This window comes from Streptomyces sp. UNOB3_S3 (assembly GCF_020740895.1).
Lineage (GTDB): Bacteria > Actinomycetota > Actinomycetes > Streptomycetales > Streptomycetaceae > Streptomyces.
Genome location: NZ_JAILXP010000018.1, coordinates 1 through 17,405 on the forward strand (window position 1 = coordinate 1; position 17,405 = coordinate 17,405).

The 17,405-nt window shown below is 71.5% G+C and carries 12 protein-coding genes and 1 pseudogene; 7 read left to right on the plus strand and 6 right to left on the minus strand.

Annotation, left to right across the window (positions count from 1 at the left end; translation table 11 throughout):
* From K6I33_RS03615 to K6I33_RS03625, 3 genes are all read left to right on the plus strand, one after another.
* Positions 1-833 (plus strand): carbohydrate ABC transporter permease (locus tag K6I33_RS03615; protein WP_229348199.1); only part of this gene is annotated, 833 nt, incomplete at its 5' end.
* Between the two features lie 177 nt (positions 834-1,010).
* Positions 1,011-1,793: an ABC transporter ATP-binding protein gene (locus tag K6I33_RS03620; protein ID WP_229348200.1), complete on the plus strand. Its 783-nt coding sequence runs from the start codon at positions 1,011-1,013 to the stop codon at positions 1,791-1,793.
* A gap of 37 nt (positions 1,794-1,830) precedes the next feature.
* A complete protein-coding gene (locus K6I33_RS03625; protein ID WP_229348201.1) occupies positions 1,831-4,365 on the plus strand; it encodes an ABC transporter permease in 2,535 nt (844 codons plus the stop codon).
* A gap of 76 nt (positions 4,366-4,441) precedes the next feature.
* Here K6I33_RS03625 and K6I33_RS03630 read toward each other — a convergent pair whose 3' ends face one another.
* Positions 4,442-5,467 (minus strand): ATP-dependent 6-phosphofructokinase, encoded by a 1,026-nt coding sequence (locus tag K6I33_RS03630; RefSeq protein ID WP_229348202.1) that lies wholly within the window; start codon positions 5,465-5,467, stop codon positions 4,442-4,444.
* Between the two features lie 193 nt (positions 5,468-5,660).
* On the opposite strand from K6I33_RS03630, the gene pta reads away from it, so the two are divergent.
* From pta to pyk, 3 genes are all read left to right on the plus strand, one after another.
* Positions 5,661-7,757 (plus strand): phosphate acetyltransferase, encoded by a 2,097-nt coding sequence (pta, locus tag K6I33_RS03635; protein WP_229348203.1) that lies wholly within the window; start codon positions 5,661-5,663, stop codon positions 7,755-7,757.
* 80 nt (positions 7,758-7,837) lie between these two features.
* Positions 7,838-9,049, plus strand: coding sequence for an acetate kinase (locus K6I33_RS03640; protein WP_229348204.1), 1,212 nt, complete (start codon positions 7,838-7,840; stop codon positions 9,047-9,049).
* A gap of 83 nt (positions 9,050-9,132) precedes the next feature.
* Positions 9,133-10,560: a pyruvate kinase gene (gene pyk / locus K6I33_RS03645; protein ID WP_229348205.1), complete on the plus strand. Its 1,428-nt coding sequence runs from the start codon at positions 9,133-9,135 to the stop codon at positions 10,558-10,560.
* A gap of 89 nt (positions 10,561-10,649) precedes the next feature.
* Here pyk and K6I33_RS03650 read toward each other — a convergent pair whose 3' ends face one another.
* The 4 genes and pseudogenes from K6I33_RS03650 to K6I33_RS03665 all read right to left on the minus strand — a co-directional run bounded on the left by K6I33_RS03650 (position 10,650) and on the right by K6I33_RS03665 (position 14,658).
* Positions 10,650-11,912: a hypothetical protein gene (locus K6I33_RS03650; RefSeq protein WP_229348206.1), complete on the minus strand. Its 1,263-nt coding sequence runs from the start codon at positions 11,910-11,912 to the stop codon at positions 10,650-10,652.
* A 13-nt stretch (positions 11,913-11,925) separates the two neighbouring features.
* Positions 11,926-12,348 (minus strand): annotated as a pseudogene (locus K6I33_RS03655) (DUF6114 domain-containing protein); the annotation flags it as partial.
* Between the two features lie 115 nt (positions 12,349-12,463).
* Positions 12,464-13,114, minus strand: a complete 651-nt coding sequence (locus K6I33_RS03660; protein WP_229348207.1) for a DUF6230 family protein — start codon at positions 13,112-13,114, stop codon at positions 12,464-12,466.
* Positions 13,115-13,686: 572 nt separating this feature from the next.
* A complete protein-coding gene (locus K6I33_RS03665) occupies positions 13,687-14,658 on the minus strand; it encodes a tetratricopeptide repeat protein (RefSeq protein WP_229348208.1) in 972 nt (323 codons plus the stop codon).
* Between the two features lie 217 nt (positions 14,659-14,875).
* Here K6I33_RS03665 and K6I33_RS03670 point away from each other — a divergent pair, with 217 nt between their 5' ends.
* Complete coding sequence (locus K6I33_RS03670) at positions 14,876-15,505, plus strand: TetR/AcrR family transcriptional regulator (RefSeq protein WP_229348209.1); 630 nt, start codon at positions 14,876-14,878, stop codon at positions 15,503-15,505.
* 59 nt (positions 15,506-15,564) lie between these two features.
* Here K6I33_RS03670 and K6I33_RS03675 read toward each other — a convergent pair whose 3' ends face one another.
* On the minus strand, positions 15,565-17,265 hold the full coding sequence (locus K6I33_RS03675) for a methylmalonyl-CoA mutase (protein ID WP_229348229.1): 1,701 nt from the start codon (positions 17,263-17,265) through the stop codon (positions 15,565-15,567).
* Between the last annotated feature and the right edge of the window lie 140 nt (positions 17,266-17,405).

The window sequence follows — 17,405 nt, forward strand, 5'->3', positions numbered from 1 at the left end:
CCCCCCGCCTCGCCCGCCGGCTCCGCCGGCGGCTGGCCGCCGACGCCGCGCTGCTGGTGCTGCTGGCGGCGTTCGCCGCGCCGCTCGTCTGGCTGCTGCTGGCGTCCGTCGACGCCGAGGCCGGGCTGCGGGTGCGGACGCCCACCGGGCCGACGGCGGAGAACTTCTCCGCCGTCCTCACCGACGAGATCACCTTCACGCCCATGCTCAACAGTCTGCTGCTGTGCGGTGGGGCGACCCTGCTGACGATCGTGTGCGCCGCGCTGGCCGCGTACCCGCTTTCGCGCCATCGGTCACGCCTGACCAGGCCGTATCTGCTCGGCGTCCTCTTCGCGACGTGTCTGCCGATCACGGCGGTCATGGTGCCGGTGTACGGGCTGTTCGTACGGATCGACCTGATCGACACGATCCAGGGCACCGCGCTGTTCCTCGCGACCGCGCAACTCCCCTTCGCCATCTGGCTGATGAAGAACTTCATGGACGGCGTGCCGGTCGTCCTCGAAGAGGCGGCGTGGACCGACGGCGCGGGGCGGCTGCAGACGCTCGTCCGCGTGATCCTGCCGCTGATGGGGCCGGGGCTCGCGGTCGTGACGATCTACTGCTTCATCATGATGTGGGGCAACTTCTTCGTCCCCTTCATGCTGCTGCTCACCCCGGACCAACTACCCGCGTCCGTCAGCATCTTCACGTTCTTCGGGAACTACGGGCAGGTGGCCTACGGGCAGCTGGCGGCGTTTTCGATCCTCTACTCGACCCCCGTGGTCCTGCTGTACGCGCTCATCGCGCGCCGGCTGGGCGGCGGCTTCGCGCTGGGCGGGGCGGTGAAGGGGTAGTCCGTCCCGCACATCGTGAGGATGACGCCGTCCGTCTGAAGTACTACGCGCCCGTGCCACCACGGGACCCTAGACCGACCCCGCATTCCGGCCGTTCGGCTGACGTTTCGCGGAGGGGCCGCGGAAAGAATTGGAATCGCTGATTCCCCCCTTTCCCCACCCCTCCGGAGGAGACCCGTGTCCCACACGGCCGCTTACGCCGTCCCCCGCTCGCCCGCCGGCGCCGTCGCCGCCCGTGCCACCGGGCTGAGCAAGGTCTACGGGCAGGGCGAGACCCGGGTGGCCGCCCTGGACTCGGTCTCCGTGGAGTTCCGGCGCGCCGAGTTCACCGCGATCATGGGGCCGTCGGGTTCCGGGAAGTCGACGCTGATGCACTGCATGGCGGGCCTGGACTCGATCTCCTCGGGCTCCGCCCGGATCGGGGACGTCGAGCTCGGCGCGCTCGGCGACCGGCAGCTCACCCGGCTGCGCCGGGACCGGGTCGGCTTCGTCTTCCAGGCGTTCAATCTGCTGCCCACGCTGTCCGCGCTGGAGAACATCACGCTGCCGCTGGACATCGCGGGCCGCAAGCCCGACCCCGAGTGGCTCCAGCGGATCGTCGCGACGCTGGGCCTGTCCGGGCGGCTCGCGCACCGGCCGAGCCAGCTGTCCGGCGGGCAGCAGCAGCGCGTGGCCGTGGCCCGGGCGCTGACCGCCAAGCCCGAGCTCGTCTTCGCCGACGAGCCGACCGGCAATCTCGACTCCCGCTCCGGCGCCGAGCTGCTGGGCTTCCTGCGCGAGTCCGTCCAGGCGCTCGGGCAGACGATCGTGATGGTCACCCACGACCCGGTCGCCGCCTCCTACGCGGACCGCGTGATCTTCCTGGCCGACGGCCGGATCGTCGACGAGATCCACGCGCCGAGCGCCGACGCCGTCCTGGACCGAATGAAGGCCTTCGACGCCAAGGGCCGTACGAGCTGATCCCCGCCGGAACCGACCTCCAGGACTAGACCACCCCATGTTCCGTACAGCCCTGCGCAATCTCCTCGCGCACAAGACCCGGCTGATGATGACCGCCCTCGCGGTCCTCCTCGGCACCGCCTTCGTCTCCGGCACCCTCGTCTTCAGCGACTCCGTCGGCGGCGCCTACCGCGACCGGCTGTCCAAGAGCCTCGACGACGTCGCCGTCTCCGTGACGGCGGGCGGCCCCAGCACCGACGCCAAGGACCGCAGCGTCCTCGACGACACGATGGTGAAGCGGATAGCCGCCCTCCCCGGCGTGGCCTCCGTACGGCCGTCCGTCAGCGGCATGCCGATGATCGCGGACCGGAACGGCGACCCCGTCGGCGGCGACTGGGGCAGCGACGGCGACAACTACGTCCCCGGCAAGGACGGCAAGGACAGCCGTTATCCGCTGGTCAAGGGGCGCGGCCCGGCCGGCGAGGGCGAGATCGCCCTCGATACGAAGACCGCGAAGAAGCTCGGCGCCACGCTCGGCGGCACCGTACGGCTGGCCATCGACGGCCCGGTCATGACCAAGAAGCTCGTCGGCGTCGTCACGACCGACAACCCCCGGGTGAGCGCGGGCGCCGGCCTGGCGCTCTTCGACACCGCGACCGCGCAGAAGCTCTTCGGCAAGCCCGGCGAGTTCACCGAGCTCGCCGTCTCCGCGACCCCCGGCACCGACCAGACCGCGCTGACCGCGAAGGTCCGCGCGATGCTCCCGAAGTCCTTCGAGGCCCGGAGCGGCCAGGAACTCGCGGCCTCCCAGGCCAAGATGATCGACCAGCAGACGAGCTCGATCCGCAAGACCCTGCTGATCTTCGCGGGCATCTCCCTCTTCGTCGGCGTCTTCATCATCGCCAACACCTTCACCATGCTGATCGCCCAGCGCACCCGTGAGATCGCGCTGCTGCGCGCCGTGGGCGCCTCCCGCCGCCAGGTGGTGCGCTCGGTGCTGATCGAGGCCGGGCTGCTGGGCCTGGTGGCCTCCGCCCTGGGCTTCGTCCTCGGCCTCGGCGTCGCCACCGGTCTCCACCCGGTCCTCAACGCGACCGGCGCGAGCCTGCCCGACGGCCCGCTGGTCATCACACCCTCGGCCGTGCTGTCCGCCCTCGGGGTGGGCGTCGTGGTGACCGTGCTCGCCGCGTGGCTGCCGTCCCGGAAGGCCGCGCGGATCGCCCCGGTCGAGGCGCTGGCCTCCGTCGAGGCGGCGCCGGCCGCCCGGAGCCTCGTGGTGCGCAACTCCATCGGCGCGGCGCTCACCGCCCTGGGCGTGGGCCTCATGCTGTACGTCACGAAGTTCAAGGACAGCGGCGGCATCAACTACGCGATGGCGGGCTCGGCGCTCACCCTCGCGGGTCTGATCGTCCTGGCCCCGCTGCTCTCCCGCCCGGTCGTGCGGTTCTTCGGCCGCCTCGCGATCCGGCTCGCCGGCGTCAGCGGCAAGCTCGCCCGGGAGAACGCCCTGCGCAACCCGCGCCGCACCGCCGCCACCGCCTCCGCGCTGATGATCGGCCTCACCCTGATCACCGGTCTGACCGTGGGCGCCGTCTCCGCCGACCGGGGCATGTCCACGATGGGCGCCCCGGACATGACGGCCGACTACAAGGTCAGCTCCACCAGTTACCTCGGGCTCTCCCCCGACATCGCCCGGACGCTCGCCGGGCAGCCCGGCGTCGCGGCGGCCGTGCCGCTGCGGACGGCCGGCTTCCAGTCGGAGCAGCGCCCGGGGCTGGTCACGGGGGCGAACGTCCGGTCCCTCGTCAAGGTGGTCACCATGACCGTCGTCAGCGGCTCGCTCACCGACGTCCACGGCACCACCGCCGTCGCCGTCTCGGACAAGTTCGCGGCCGAGGGGCGCCTGAAGGTGGGATCCACGCTGCCGATGGCGTTCTACGACGGCAAGAAGGCCGCCCCGCGCGTCGTGGCCGTCTACCAGGACAGCGACGTCCTGTCCTCGGTCCTCGCCGCCCCCGCCCTCGTGGACCCCCATCAGGAGAAGGCGCGCGACTCCCAGGTGCTGGTGAAGGCCGCGCCGGGCAAGGCGAAGGACCTCGCCGGGAAGATCAAGGAGACGCTCGGCAAGAACCCGATCATCAAGGTCCAGAGCCAGGACGACCTGCGCCGCCACGAGGCCGGGAGCATCGACGACATCCTCTACCTGATGTACGGGCTGCTGGGCATGGCCGTCGTCATCGCCGTCATCGGCGTCGTCAACACCCTGGCCATGTCGGTCTTCGAGCGGACCCGGGAGATCGGGATGCTGCGCGCGATCGGCCTGGACCGGCGCGAGGTCAAGCGGATGGTCCGGCTGGAGTCCGTGATGATCGCGATGTTCGGCGCGGTGCTGGGCGTCGGGGCCGGCGTCTTCCTCGCCTGGTCCGGCGGCCACCTGCTGCGCTCGTCCTTCCCGCAGTACGCCATGGTCGTGCCGTGGGGCCGCATCGCGGTGTTCCTGCTGCTGGCCCTCGTGGTCGGCGTGCTGGCCTCGGTCTGGCCGGCCCGCCGGGCGGCGAGGCTCGACACCCTGGAGGCGATCGGGGCGCAGTGAGCCCCGGGACCGTATGCGCGAGGGCCCCCGTCCGACCGAGTCGGACGGGGGCCCTCGTTCATACGCGGGGGGGGGACTAGAAGACGGACTCGGCCTCGTCCATCCGGTCCTCCGGCACCCGCTTGAGCTCGGTGACGGCGTCGGCCAGCGGCACCATCTCGATGTCGGTGCCCTTGAGCGCCGTCATCTTGCCGAAGTCGCCCCGGTGGGCGGCCTCGACCGCGTGCCAGCCGAAGCGGGTGGCGAGGACGCGGTCGTAGGCGGTGGGCGTACCGCCGCGCTGGACGTGGCCGAGGATGACCGGGCGGGCCTCCTTGCCCAGGCGCTTCTCCAGCTCCACGGCGAGCTTGGTGCCGATGCCGGCGAAGCGCTCGTGGCCGAACTGGTCTATGGCGCCCTTGGCGTAGTCCATGGAACCCTCGACCGGGTGCGCGCCCTCGGCGACGCAGATGACGGCGAACTTCTTGCCGCGGGAGAAGCGCTCCTCGACCATCTTGACGAGGTCGGCCGGGTCGAAGGGGCGCTCGGGGAGGCAGATGCCGTGGGCGCCGCCGGCCATGCCGGACTCCAGCGCGATCCACCCGGCGTGGCGGCCCATGACCTCGACGACCATCACCCGCTGGTGGGACTCGGCGGTGGTCTTGAGGCGGTCGATGGCCTCCGTCGCGACGCCGACGGCGGTGTCGAAACCGAAGGTGCGGTCCGTGGAGGAGATGTCGTTGTCGATGGTCTTCGGGACGCCGACGACGGGCAGGCCCGCGTCGGAGAGCATCTTGGACGCGGTGAGCGTGCCCTCGCCGCCGATCGGGATCAGCACGTCGATGCCGAGGTCGCGGGCGAGCTCCTTGGAGCTCTCGCAGGCCTCGCGCAGCCGGGCGCGCTCCAGGCGGGAGGAGCCGAGGATGGTGCCGCCGCGGGCCAGGATGCCGCTGACGGCGTCCAGGTCGAGCTTGCGGTGGCGGCCGTCCAGCAGGCCCTTGAAGCCGTCCTCGAAGCCGATGACCTCGTCGCCGTGGCCGACGAGCGCCCGGTGTACCACCGAGCGGATGACAGCGTTCAGGCCGGGGCAGTCGCCGCCCGCCGTGAGGACTCCGATGCGCATCGTGCTGTTTCTCCTGCTCGCTACTGGTACCTGTGAGCCAGGCCGATTGTTTCATGGGCCGACGGCCTGCGTCGCATTCCGCCGTCACCCTCCTGACGAGCGCCTTATCCACGAGCGCAGGTATTGTCAAGAGGTCAAGCCCACCCTAACGGGTTTATTTTCAGTCGAGAACTAGCCGAGTAGGAGAGCACGCGTGACGCGCAGCGTGTACGTGACCGGGACCGACCGGGGCGACGGGCGCCAGGTCATCGAGCTGGGAGTCATGGAGCTCCTCACCCGCCATGTGGAGAAGGTGGGCGTCTTCCGCCCGCTCTTCCACGGGGACGGCCCCGACCGCCTCGTCGACCTGCTGCGGTCGCGCTACCGGATGGGCCAGTCCCCCGAGAGCGTGGTCGGCATGACCTACAACGAGGCCGCCGCCCTCCAGGCCGAGCGGGGCACGGACGAGCTGGTCTCCCAGCTCGTCGAGCGCTTCCACGCGGTCGCCCGCGACCACGAGTACGTGCTGGTCCTCGGCACCGACTTCGCCGGCACCACCCTCCCCGACGAGCTGGCCCTCAACGCCCGCCTGGCCAATGAGTTCGCCGCGTCCGTGATCACGGTCGTCGGCGGCCAGGAGCAGTCGGCCGAGTCGGTGCGGGCCGAGGCGCGCAACGCCTTCCGCGCCTATGAGTCGCTGGGCTGCGACGTCGTCGCCCTGGTCGTCAACCGGGTGGCCCCGGGCGACCGCGAGGCCATCGGCGAGCCGCTGTCCGCGAGCCTGCCGGTGCCCTGCTACGCCCTGCCCGAGGACAGCGCGCTGTCCGCGCCGACCGTGCGCCAGATCGTCCAGAAGCTGGGCGCCGAGGTGCTGCTGGGCGACGACGCCGGGCTCTCCCGCGACGCCAAGGACTTCGTCTTCGGCGGCGCCATGCTGCCGGTCTTCCTGCCCGCCCTGACCGAGGGCTGCCTGGTCGTCACCCCCGGCGACCGCGTGGACCTGATCGTCGGCGCGCTGGCCGCGCACAGCGCGGGCGCCCCGGCCATCGCCGGTGTGCTGCTGACCCTGGACGAGCGCCCCGGCCCGGACATCCTGGCGCTGGCCGGCCGGCTGGCCCCGGGCACCCCGGTGGTCTCGGTGCCGGGCGGCTCCTTCCCGACCGCGGCCGAGCTCTTCGCCGTCGAGGGCAAGCTGGAGGCGTCCTCGCCGCGCAAGGTGGAGACCGCGCTGGGCCTCTTCGAGCGCCACGTGGACACCGCCGAGCTGACCAACCGCATCTCCGTGGCCCGCTCCGAGCGCGTCACGCCGATGATGTTCGAGCACGAGCTGATCGAGCGCTCCCGCTCCGCCCGCCGCCGGGTCGTCCTCCCCGAGGGCACCGAGGAGCGGGTGCTGCGCGCGGCCGACGTGCTGCTGCGCCGCGACGTCTGCGACCTGATCCTGCTGGGCGAGGTGGACGCCATCCGCAAGCGCGCCGCCGAGCTGGGCATCGACCTGGCCGACGCGCAGCTCATCGACCCGGCGACCTCCGCGCTGCGGGACCGCTTCGCCGAGATCTACGCCAAGGCCCGCGCCCACAAGGGCATGACCGTCGAGCTGGCCCACGACGTCGTCGCCGACGTCTCCTACTTCGGCACCCTGATGGTCCAGGAGGGCCTGGCCGACGGCATGGTCTCCGGCGCGGTGCACTCCACCGCCGCCACCATCCGCCCCGCCTTCGAGATCATCAAGACGGCGCCGGGCGCCCAGATCGTCTCCTCGGTCTTCTTCATGTGCCTGGCCGACCGGGTCCTGGTCTACGGCGACTGCGCGGTCAACCCCGACCCCAACGCCGAGCAGCTCGCGGACATCGCCATCCAGTCCGCCGAGACCGCCAGGCAGTTCGGCGTCGAGCCGCGCGTGGCGATGCTGTCGTACTCCACCGGCACCTCCGGCTCGGGCGCGGACGTCGACAAGGTCCGCAAGGCCACCGAGCTGGTCCGGGAGCGCCACCCCGAGCTCCTGGTCGAGGGCCCGATCCAGTACGACGCCGCCGTCGACGCCCGCGTCGCCGCGACCAAGCTGCCGGGCTCCGAGGTCGCGGGCAAGGCCACGGTGCTGGTCTTCCCCGACCTCAACACCGGCAACAACACCTACAAGGCCGTCCAGCGCTCGGCCGGCGCGGTCGCGGTGGGCCCGGTCCTCCAGGGCCTGCGCAAGCCGGTCAACGACCTGTCGCGCGGCGCGCTGGTCCAGGACATCGTGAACACCGTGGCGATCACCGCCATCCAGGCCCAGGGCGAGCAGCGCGGCGAGCGCACCGAGCCCTGATCCGCCCCGCGGGGCCGGGGCACGAGCCCCGGCCCCGTACCCATGAGACGCCCCCCGAATCCCCCACACGGAAAGCCCCGATGACTTCCAACGCCACCCGAGTCCTCGTCCTCAACTCCGGCTCGTCCTCGCTCAAGTACCAGCTGCTCGACATGGCCGACGGCGCCCGGCTGGCCGTCGGCCTGGTCGAGCGCATCGGCGAGGAGACCTCGCGGCTGGCGCACACCCCCCTGGCCTCGGGCGGTGACAGGCGCGAGCGCACCGGCCCGATCGCCGACCACGACGCCGCCCTCCAGGCCGTCGCGGCGGAGCTGGCCGCCGACGGGCTGGGGCTGGACTCCCCGGAGCTGGCCGCGATCGGTCACCGCGTCGTCCACGGCGGCAGCGAGTTCACCGCGCCGACGCTGATCACCGACGAGGTCGTCGCGGAGATCGAGCGGCTGATCCCGGTGGCGCCGCTGCACAACCCGGCCAACATCACCGGCATCCGCACCGCCCAGGCGCTCCGCCCCGACCTGCCGCAGGTCGCGGTCTTCGACACCGCCTTCCACACGACGATGCCGGAGTCGGCCGCGCGCTACGCGATCGACACCGAGACCGCCGACGCGCACATGATCCGCCGCTACGGCTTCCACGGCACCTCGCACGCGTACGTCTCCCGCGAGACCGCCAGGCTGCTGGGCAAGGCCCCTGAAGAGGTCAACGTCATCGTGCTCCACCTGGGCAACGGCGCCTCGGCCTCCGCGGTCCAGGGCGGCCGCTGCGTCGACACCTCCATGGGCCTCACCCCGCTGGAGGGCCTGGTCATGGGCACCCGCTCCGGCGACCTGGACCCGGCGGTGCTGCTGCACCTGTCCCGCAACGCGGGGATGTCCGTCGACGAGATCGACTCGCTCCTCAACAAGAAGAGCGGTCTGATCGGACTGTGCGGCGACAACGACATGCGCGAGATCCGCCGGCGCATCGACGAGGGCGACGAGCGGGCGGCGCTCGCCTTCGACATCTACGTCCACCGGCTGAAGAAGTACATCGGCGCCTACTACGCGGTCCTGGGCAAGGTGGACGCCGTGGCCTTCACCGCGGGCGTGGGCGAGAACGCGGCCCCGGTCCGCGAGGCCGCCATGGCGGGCCTGGAGGCGCTGGGCCTGGTCGTGGACGCCGGGCTCAACGAGATCCGTTCGGGCGAGCCGCGGCTGATCTCTCCCGAGTCCTCGCGGGTCGCGGTGGCCGTGGTCCCGACCGACGAGGAGCTGGAGATCGCCACGCAGGCGTACGCGCTGGTCAGCTCTTGATCGGCGGAACTTCGTGATCCGTTCCTTGGTCTTTCCCACAGCTCGAATATTCCGCTCCGAAACAAACCGATAGGATCTGCCCCATGCGCCGTTCCAAAATCGTCTGCACCCTGGGCCCTGCCGTCGACTCCTTCGACCAGCTGAAGTCGCTGATCGAGGCCGGTATGAACGTGGCCCGTTTCAACATGAGCCACGGGTCCCACTCGGAGCACGAGGAGCGGTACAACCGCCTCCGCAAGGCCTCGGAGGAGACCGGCCGCGCCGTGGGCGTGCTGGCCGACCTCCAGGGCCCGAAGATCCGCCTGGAGACCTTCGCGGACGGCCCCGTGGAGCTGGTGCGCGGTGACGAGTTCGTCATCACCACCGAGGACGTCCCCGGTGACAAGACGATCTGCGGCACGACCTACAAGGGCCTGCCCGGCGACGTCGTCAAGGGCGACCAGGTCCTGATCAACGACGGCAACGTCGAGCTCCGGGTCACCGAGGTCGACGGCCCGCGCGTGAAGACGATCGTCATCGAGGGCGGTGTCATCTCCGACCACAAGGGCATCAACCTGCCCGGCGCGGCGGTGAACGTCCCGGCGCTGTCCGAGAAGGACATCGAGGACCTGAAGTTCGCCCTCGCCATGGGCTGCGACATGGTGGCGCTGTCCTTCGTCCGCGACGCCAAGGACGTCCAGGACGTCCACCGCGTCATGGACCAGGTCGGCCGCCGCGTGCCGGTCATCGCCAAGGTCGAGAAGCCGCAGGCCGTCGAGAACATGGCGGAGGTCGTCATGGCCTTCGACGGTGTGATGGTGGCCCGTGGCGACCTGGCGGTGGAGTACCCGCTGGAGCGCGTCCCGATGGTGCAGAAGCGCCTGATCGAGATGTGCCGCCGCAACGCCAAGCCGGTGATCGTCGCGACCCAGATGATGGAGTCGATGATCACCAACTCCCGTCCCACGCGTGCCGAGGCCTCCGACGTCGCCAACGCCATCCTGGACGGCGCGGACGCGGTCATGCTCTCCGCCGAGTCCTCGGTCGGCGCGTACCCGATCGAGACCGTCAAGACGATGTCCCGCATCGTCGAGGCGGCCGAGCAGGAGCTGCTCTCCAAGGGCCTCCAGCCGCTGGTCCCGGGCAAGAAGCCGCGCACGCAGGGCGGTTCCGTCGCCCGCGCCGCGTGCGAGATCGCGGACTTCCTGGGCGGCAAGGCGCTGGTCGCCTTCACCAAGTCCGGTGACACCGCCCGCCGGCTCTCCCGCTACCGCACGGCGCAGCCGATCCTGGCCTTCACCACGGACGCCTCGACCCGCAACCAGCTCACGCTGAGCTGGGGCGTCGAGACCTTCGTGGTCCCGCACGTGGACAACACGGACGCGATGGTCGACCTGGTCGACGCCGAGCTGCTCAAGCTCAAGCGCTACACCGAGGGCGACATCATGATCATCACGGCGGGCTCCCCGCCCGGCATCCCCGGCACCACCAACATGGTGCGGGTGCACCACCTCGGCGGCGAGAACCGCTAGGTTCCGCGCCCGCTCGCACGACGGTGGCCGCCGCTCCGGGTTCTCCCGGGGCGGCGGCCACCGTCGTCGTACCGGCCAGCTCGCCCGGCCTACGGATACGTGCCGTCGGTCAGGTACTGGTGGAGGTTCGGGATGTGCAGCGTCCCCCCGAACTGCCCCGCCTGCCGGATCCTCACATGGGTGAAGAAGATCGGGATCGGCAGCTTCAGCCCCGGGATCAGCGGCGGCAGGCTGGTCGGCGACTGGGTCGACGGAACGATCCCGAGGAGATTCCCCTTCAGCTCCTCCGTGTACATGGTGACCTTGCCGCCCTTGAGCGTCGAGGTCGTCCCCATCCCCGCCACGTGGTACTGCTTGCCCTGGCCGTTGACGATCTGGTGGAGATCCCTGATCTCCAGGGCGTCCGCGGTGAACTTGAGCACGGGCTTCTGCTGACCGTTCGCCATCGTGATGCGCTTGACGCCCTCGTAGGTGAGACCGGTCAGGGTCAGCTTGCTCGCCTCCAGATACCAGGGCTGGCCGGGGAAGGCGCGGTGCTCGTTCTCGTCGACGACCGTGCCCTTGGGGCAGGGGCCGGGCTGTTTACCGCCGGCTTCGCCGGTGGGCGAGGGCGAGGGCGATTGCGATGCGGAAGCGGACGGGGAAGGCGTCGCCGGCGCGGACGGCTTCGCCTCGGCCGTCGGCCCGGACACGGCCTTGTCCGGCTTCGGCCGCTGCTTCGGCGACGCCCCCTGTGCCGACGGCGAGGACGAGGGCGAGGGCGACGGCGAGGACGGCGCCGACGGACCGGGCGCGGCGGCCGGCTTCCCGCCGGTCAGGATCTCGGTGAGCTTCTCACCGAGCCCCAGCGGATCCAGCGGGTTCACCTTCTTGGGAGGCGAGGAAAGCGGTGCCGGAACGCGCTCCGGCACGGGCGCCGTCTTCGCCGACGGCGACGCGGAGGCCGACGCCGAGGCGGAGGGTGCGGCGGACGGCGAGTCGGCGGGCCCCTGGCCCCGGCCCGCCGGCGCCGACGGCCGCTCCCCGGCCCCGGGGCGCTCCTTCGCGTCCGCGCCCGTACCGGGGCTCGCGGCCGACGGTGCCGGCGAGGGCGTCCCGTTCTCCGTCGCGTCCGGCTCCGGAACCGTGTCCGGCGCGGTCACACATCCCGCGTCCCCGAAGGGATTCACCGGCTGTACGGGCTTGGCCTGCGCCAGCGTCGGCGTGAGGCCCATGCCCATCAGCACGGCGCCCGGCATCGCCGCGAGGGCGACGGCCTTGCCGGCCGGCATGTTCAGCCGGGCCAGCAGCGGCTTTCTCGGCGCGGCGTGGCGCGGGCCGCTCCCGCCGCCGCGCGTGTGGTCAGTCGGCACCGTGCCTCCCACCGGGCTCGTCGGCCGGCGCGGGCTGCGGCTGCCCCGGCGCCCAGGACACCCCCAGGCCACCGCCGATCAGCGCCAGCAGGAATCCGACCAGGAAGGCGCCGAAGTTGGAGACGACGAGGGAGACCAGCGCGAGGAGGATCGCGGCGACACCGGCGAAGACCCTCGACTGCGGCTGGTACCACATGGTCAGGCCCAGCACGATCAGCAGTACGCCGATGATCAGCGATCCGGCGCCGGCCGTCGTGGCCATCCGGAACTGGAGATCGCCCAGCGAGACCGTCTGGTACGGGATGTACATGACCGGGACACCGGCCAGGATGCACAACAGCCCGCCCCAGAAGGGGCGTCGGCCCCGCCAGTCCCAGAACGAACGGCGGATGCGGCCGAGCGTGTCGATCAGCCGTGGTCGCGTATCGGCGCTCATGGTGTACAGCTCCTCGGGACTGGCGAATCGGTGGTGCGTGGCGCTCACGGACGCGGTCGCGGACTGCGGCCGGTCCGGGCGTGGGGCCGGTCGGCCCGGTCCCACGCCCGTCCCGTCACTCCAGCTCGGCGTCCTGGAAGCACTCGTTCTTGCCGAAGCCGACCTTCATCTTCAGGCCCTTGAGGGTGAAGGTGCCCGCCGTGGTCGCCCACGCCCGCTGCTTGGCGTCGGTGAAGGTGACCCGCTTGGCCTGCTGGGCGAACGAGCCCGGCACGTACTTGTCGCCGGCGTGGGGGCCGGGGCCCTTGCCGTTGCCCTTCCCCTTGAGGGTGTCGTCCACCGAGACGCCGATGTCGATGTCCTCGAACTGCGCGTCCGCCTTGAGGACGTCCGCGTCGATGTAGAGCTGCTTGGCGTCGACCGCTTCCTTGTCGCCCGCCGTGAGCTTCATCGACACTTCCTGGTTGATGAGCGGGATGGGGACGACGACGGACTGGCACAGGTTGTTGATCGTGGCGTGGTTCAGGCCGACGACCACAACGGGATGGGCTCCCTTCGCGTTCTGGTCGAGGGCGCCGTACTGGACGAAGTCCTCGCCCACCATCTTCCCGGCCTGAACCTTGAACTGCTGGCCCGAAACACTGAACGACGCCGCGAGGGCGCCCTGCGCGACCGCCACACCGATCGCGGCCGACGCCGCGACGCCGGGCACCATGACGACGGCGAACCTGCGCCATCTGGTCCCACCACGAGTCCGGTCCTTCACGACTTTCCTCCTTCTCGGACGTACATCCCCGGTGCGGGCAGGCGGCCCGCGCGGGGATGGGAGAAGAGCTACGTCCTCGGGAAGAAGAGCGCCGTGGCGTCCGCTGGCACCTGCCGCGCCCGTCACACACCGGCGATCACCCCCGAGCGACAACCACTGGCCACGCCTTCGCGCAACCTGCGGAACAGGCCCCGCCGTTGACGCACGGGGACCCCCCTGTCCCAGGACCGGTGGACGTGCCACCGGCCCGCCCGGTGGGGACCCACGACCCGCGCACGACCGACGGCCGGGGCGGGAGCGGACCGGGCTGGCCCGATCGTGGTCCATCGCGGGCCGGGGCACAAGAGGTTGATTACTTGCGAGTAACGAGCGGATAACCAACGGGCGGCCGGTATGTATCGCCACCCGGCCGCACAACGCCGCAACGTGACCGCGGCCGAGGGGGCACAACAGAAAAAACCCGGGCGAAAGCCCGGGTTTTCCTTACCTCGCGTAACAGCGGCCGCGTTTACCAAGTTTTGGTAAAGCGGGACGACCCGTGCCGCCTGTGACGCGGGGGAGACGAGTGCCTGTCAGAAGAGGGCGCGCGACAGCGCGGTCCGCGCGGCCGTCACCCGCGGATCGTCGGGACCGATCACCTCGAAGACCTCCAGCAGCCGCACGCGCGCGGCGTCGCGGTCCTCCCCGGCCGTCCGCCGCACGGTGTCGATCAACCGCCCGAAGGCGTCCTCGACATGACCACCGACGAGGTCGAGATCGGCCGCCGCGATCTGCGCGGCCACATCGCCCGGCGCGTCGGCGGCCGCCTTGCGCACCGCCTGCGCGTCCATGCCCTGGACGCGCTTCAGGAGCTGCGCCTGAGCGAGGCCCAGCTTGGCCTCGGCGTTGGCCGGGTCGTCGGACAGCACGTTCTCGTAGGCGCGGACGGCACCGCCCAGGTCGCCCGCGTCCAGCGCGTCGTGCGCGGCGGACAGGGCGGCGTCGTGCGGGCCCGCGGGCACCTGCGGGACGGCGGCCTCGTCGTACTCCCCCGGCTCTCCCGGCGCGACGGGCGCGCCCACGATGCCGAAGCGCTGCTCCGCCACCGCGATCAGCTGCTCCAGCACCTGACGGATCTGGGCCTCGGGCGCCGCGCCCTGGAACAGCGGCAGGGCCTGGCCGGCCACGACGGCGAAGACGGCCGGGATGGACTGGACGCCGAACTGCTGGAAGAGCAGCTGGTTGGCCTCGACGTCCACCTTGGCGAGGACGAAGCGCCCCGCGTACTCGTCGGCCAGCCGCTCCAGCAGCGGGCCCAGCTGCTTGCACGGCTCGCACCAGTCGGCCCAGAAGTCGATGACGACGGGCACCTCGGCGGACCGCTGGAGGACCTCCGCCTCGAAGCCGGCCTCGTCGACGTCGAAGACGAGACGGCCCGCGACCGGGGCCCCGCCCTGGCGGACGGCCTCGGCGCGCGCCTGCTCCGCCTTCTGCCTGGCTTCTCCGGCCGCCTTCACCGCGGCGAGGTCGACCACTCCACTCATGGACATGTTCCGTGGCTGCATGGGCCCATCCTCCCCCCTCGGCACGGAGAACCGGAAAACCTGCGGACGGCGGCTGACCGATCCACTGGCTGATCTTCGCCGGGTCCCCACCCGGCGCGAGCGTTCATCGCGTGGTTGTCGCTCTTACGCTACGAGCCGTAGCGTAACTGCAACGAGCGATCCCGGACCCTGTGATCTACCTCATACCCGGCGGCCTACCCGGCGGTAAGGTCCCTCCATGAGCTCCGCCGCCCCTCCCCCGGCCCGCCGCACGGGCCGCCCACGCAGCGCCGAGGCCGATCGCGCCATCCTCGACGCGACCCGCGCGGCCCTGGTCGAGCTGGGCTGGAGCAAGCTGACCCTCGGCGACGTCGCGACCCGCGCCGGGGTCGCCAAGACCACCCTCTACCGCCGCTGGGCGGGCAAGAACGAACTCGTGGTGGACGCGGTGGCCGCCCTCTTCGACGAACACCTGGAGCTCCCCGACCGCGGCAGCCTCCAGGCCGACATCGAGGGCGTCGTCCTCCAGTTCGCGTCCCTCCTGGAACGCCCCGAGACCAAGACGGCCCTGATGGCGGTGGTGGCCGAATCCACCCGCGACGACGCCCTGCGCGACCGCATCCGCTCCGCGATCGTGGACCGCCAGAAGTCCCTCGTCCTCCTCGGCCGCGCCCGCGCCCAGGCCCGCGGCGAACTGCCCCGCGAGCCCGACCCCGAGTCGGCGGCCCGCAACGCCGACCTCATCTTCGACGTCATCGCGGGCGCCGTCGTCCACCGGACGCTGGTGAGCGCGGAACCGGTGGACGAGGAGTGGGCACGCGGTTTCACGGCACTGCTGGTGGGCGGCCTGGCGTCCGCGTACACCTGAGGCAGCCCCTTCCGGGCCCGTCGGCCACGCCTACCGGGCGCGCCTGCCGGACCGCAGGGTCAGAATCCCGCCGGCTCCGTATACGTCCCCCACTCGTTCCGCAGGGCGTCGCAGATCTCGCCCAGAGTGGCCTCGGCGCGCGCGGCCTCCAGCATGGGGGCGATCATGTTGGAGCCGTCGCGCGCGGCGGTCAGCATCGCCTCCAGGCCGGCGCGGACGCGCGCGTCGTCGCGGTGGGCCCTGCGGCCGGCCAGGACGCGCACCTGCTCGCGCTCCACCTCGTGGCTCACCCGCAGGATCTCCAGATCGCCGGTGACCGAGCCGTGGTGGCAGTTGACGCCCACGACGCGCTTGGCGCCCTTCTCCAGGGCCTGCTGGTACAGGAAGGCGCTCTCGGCGATCTGACCGGTGAACCAGCCGTCCTCGATGCCGCGCAGGATGCCGGAGGTCATGGGGCCGATGGGGTGCCGGCCGTCGGGGTGGGAGCGCAGACCGCGCTCCTTGATCCGCTCGAAGACCGTCTCGGCGTCGGCCTCGATCCGGTCGGTGAGCTGCTCGACGTACCACGAACCGCCCAGCGGGTCGGCCACGTTGGCGACGCCCGTCTCCTCCATCAGCACCTGCTGGGTGCGCAGGGCGATCTCGGCGGCCTGCTCGCTGGGGAGGGCCAGGGTCTCGTCCAGGGCGTTGGTGTGGAGGGAGTTGGTGCCGGCGAGCACGGCGGCGAGGGCCTCGACGGCCGTCCGCACCACGTTGTTGTACGGCTGCTGGGCGGTGAGGGAGACCCCGGCGGTCTGGGTGTGGAAGCGCAGCCACTGGGCCTTCTCGGTGCGCGCGCCGTAGACCTCCTTCATCCACCGGGCCCAGATCCGGCGCGCCGCGCGGAACTTGGCGATCTCCTCGAAGAAGTCGACGTGGGCGTCGAAGAAGAAGGACAGGCCGGGGGCGAAGGTGTCGACGTCGAGGCCGCGGCTCAGCCCCAGCTCGACGTAGCCGAAACCGTCGGCGAGGGTGTAGGCGAGCTCCTGCGCGGCCGTGGCCCCGGCCTCGCGGATGTGGTAGCCGGAGACGGACAGCGGCTTGTAGGCGGGGATGGCGCGGGCGCAGTGCTCCATCAGGTCGCCGATCAGGCGCAGATGGGGCTCGGGCGGGAAGAGCCACTCCTTCTGCGCGATGTACTCCTTGAAGATGTCGGTCTGGAGCGTGCCGTTGAGGACGCCGGGGTCGACGCCCTGGCGCTCGGCGGCGACGAGGTACATGCAGAAGACGGGGACGGCGGGGCCGCTGATGGTCATCGACGTGGTGACGTCGCCCAGCGGGATGTCCCTGAAGAGGATCTCCATGTCGGCGGCGGAGTCGATCGCGACGCCGCAGTGGCCGACCTCGCCGAGGGAGCGCCCGTCGTCGGAGTCGCGGCCCATGAGGGTGGGCATGTCGAAGGCCACGCTCAGCCCGCCGCCGCCGTTGGCGAGGATCGTCTTGTACCGCTCGTTGGTCTGCTCGGCGTTGCCGAAGCCGGCGAACTGGCGGATGGTCCAGGCGCGGCCGCGGTAGCCGGTGGCGTACAGGCCGCGGGTGAAGGGGTACTCGCCGGGCCAGCCGATCCGCTCGAAGCCCTCGTAGGCGTCGCCGGGGCGGGGACCGTAGACGGGGTCGACCGGCGCGCCGGAGAGGGTGGTGAAGTCGGCGTCGCGCTTGCGCGCCGCGTCGAACCGGGCCTGCCAGCGGCGGCGTCCCGCCTCGATGGCTGATGCGTCCATGGTGGTCTGCGCCGCCTCTCCGAGCGTCATCGCGCGAAAATTTAGTAGGACGTCCTAGTAAATTCTCGCGCAAGAACGCCCCGGACACAAGGGACGTGTCCGGGGCGCGCGCCGAAGTGCCGAGCTGCCGGGCGGGGGGT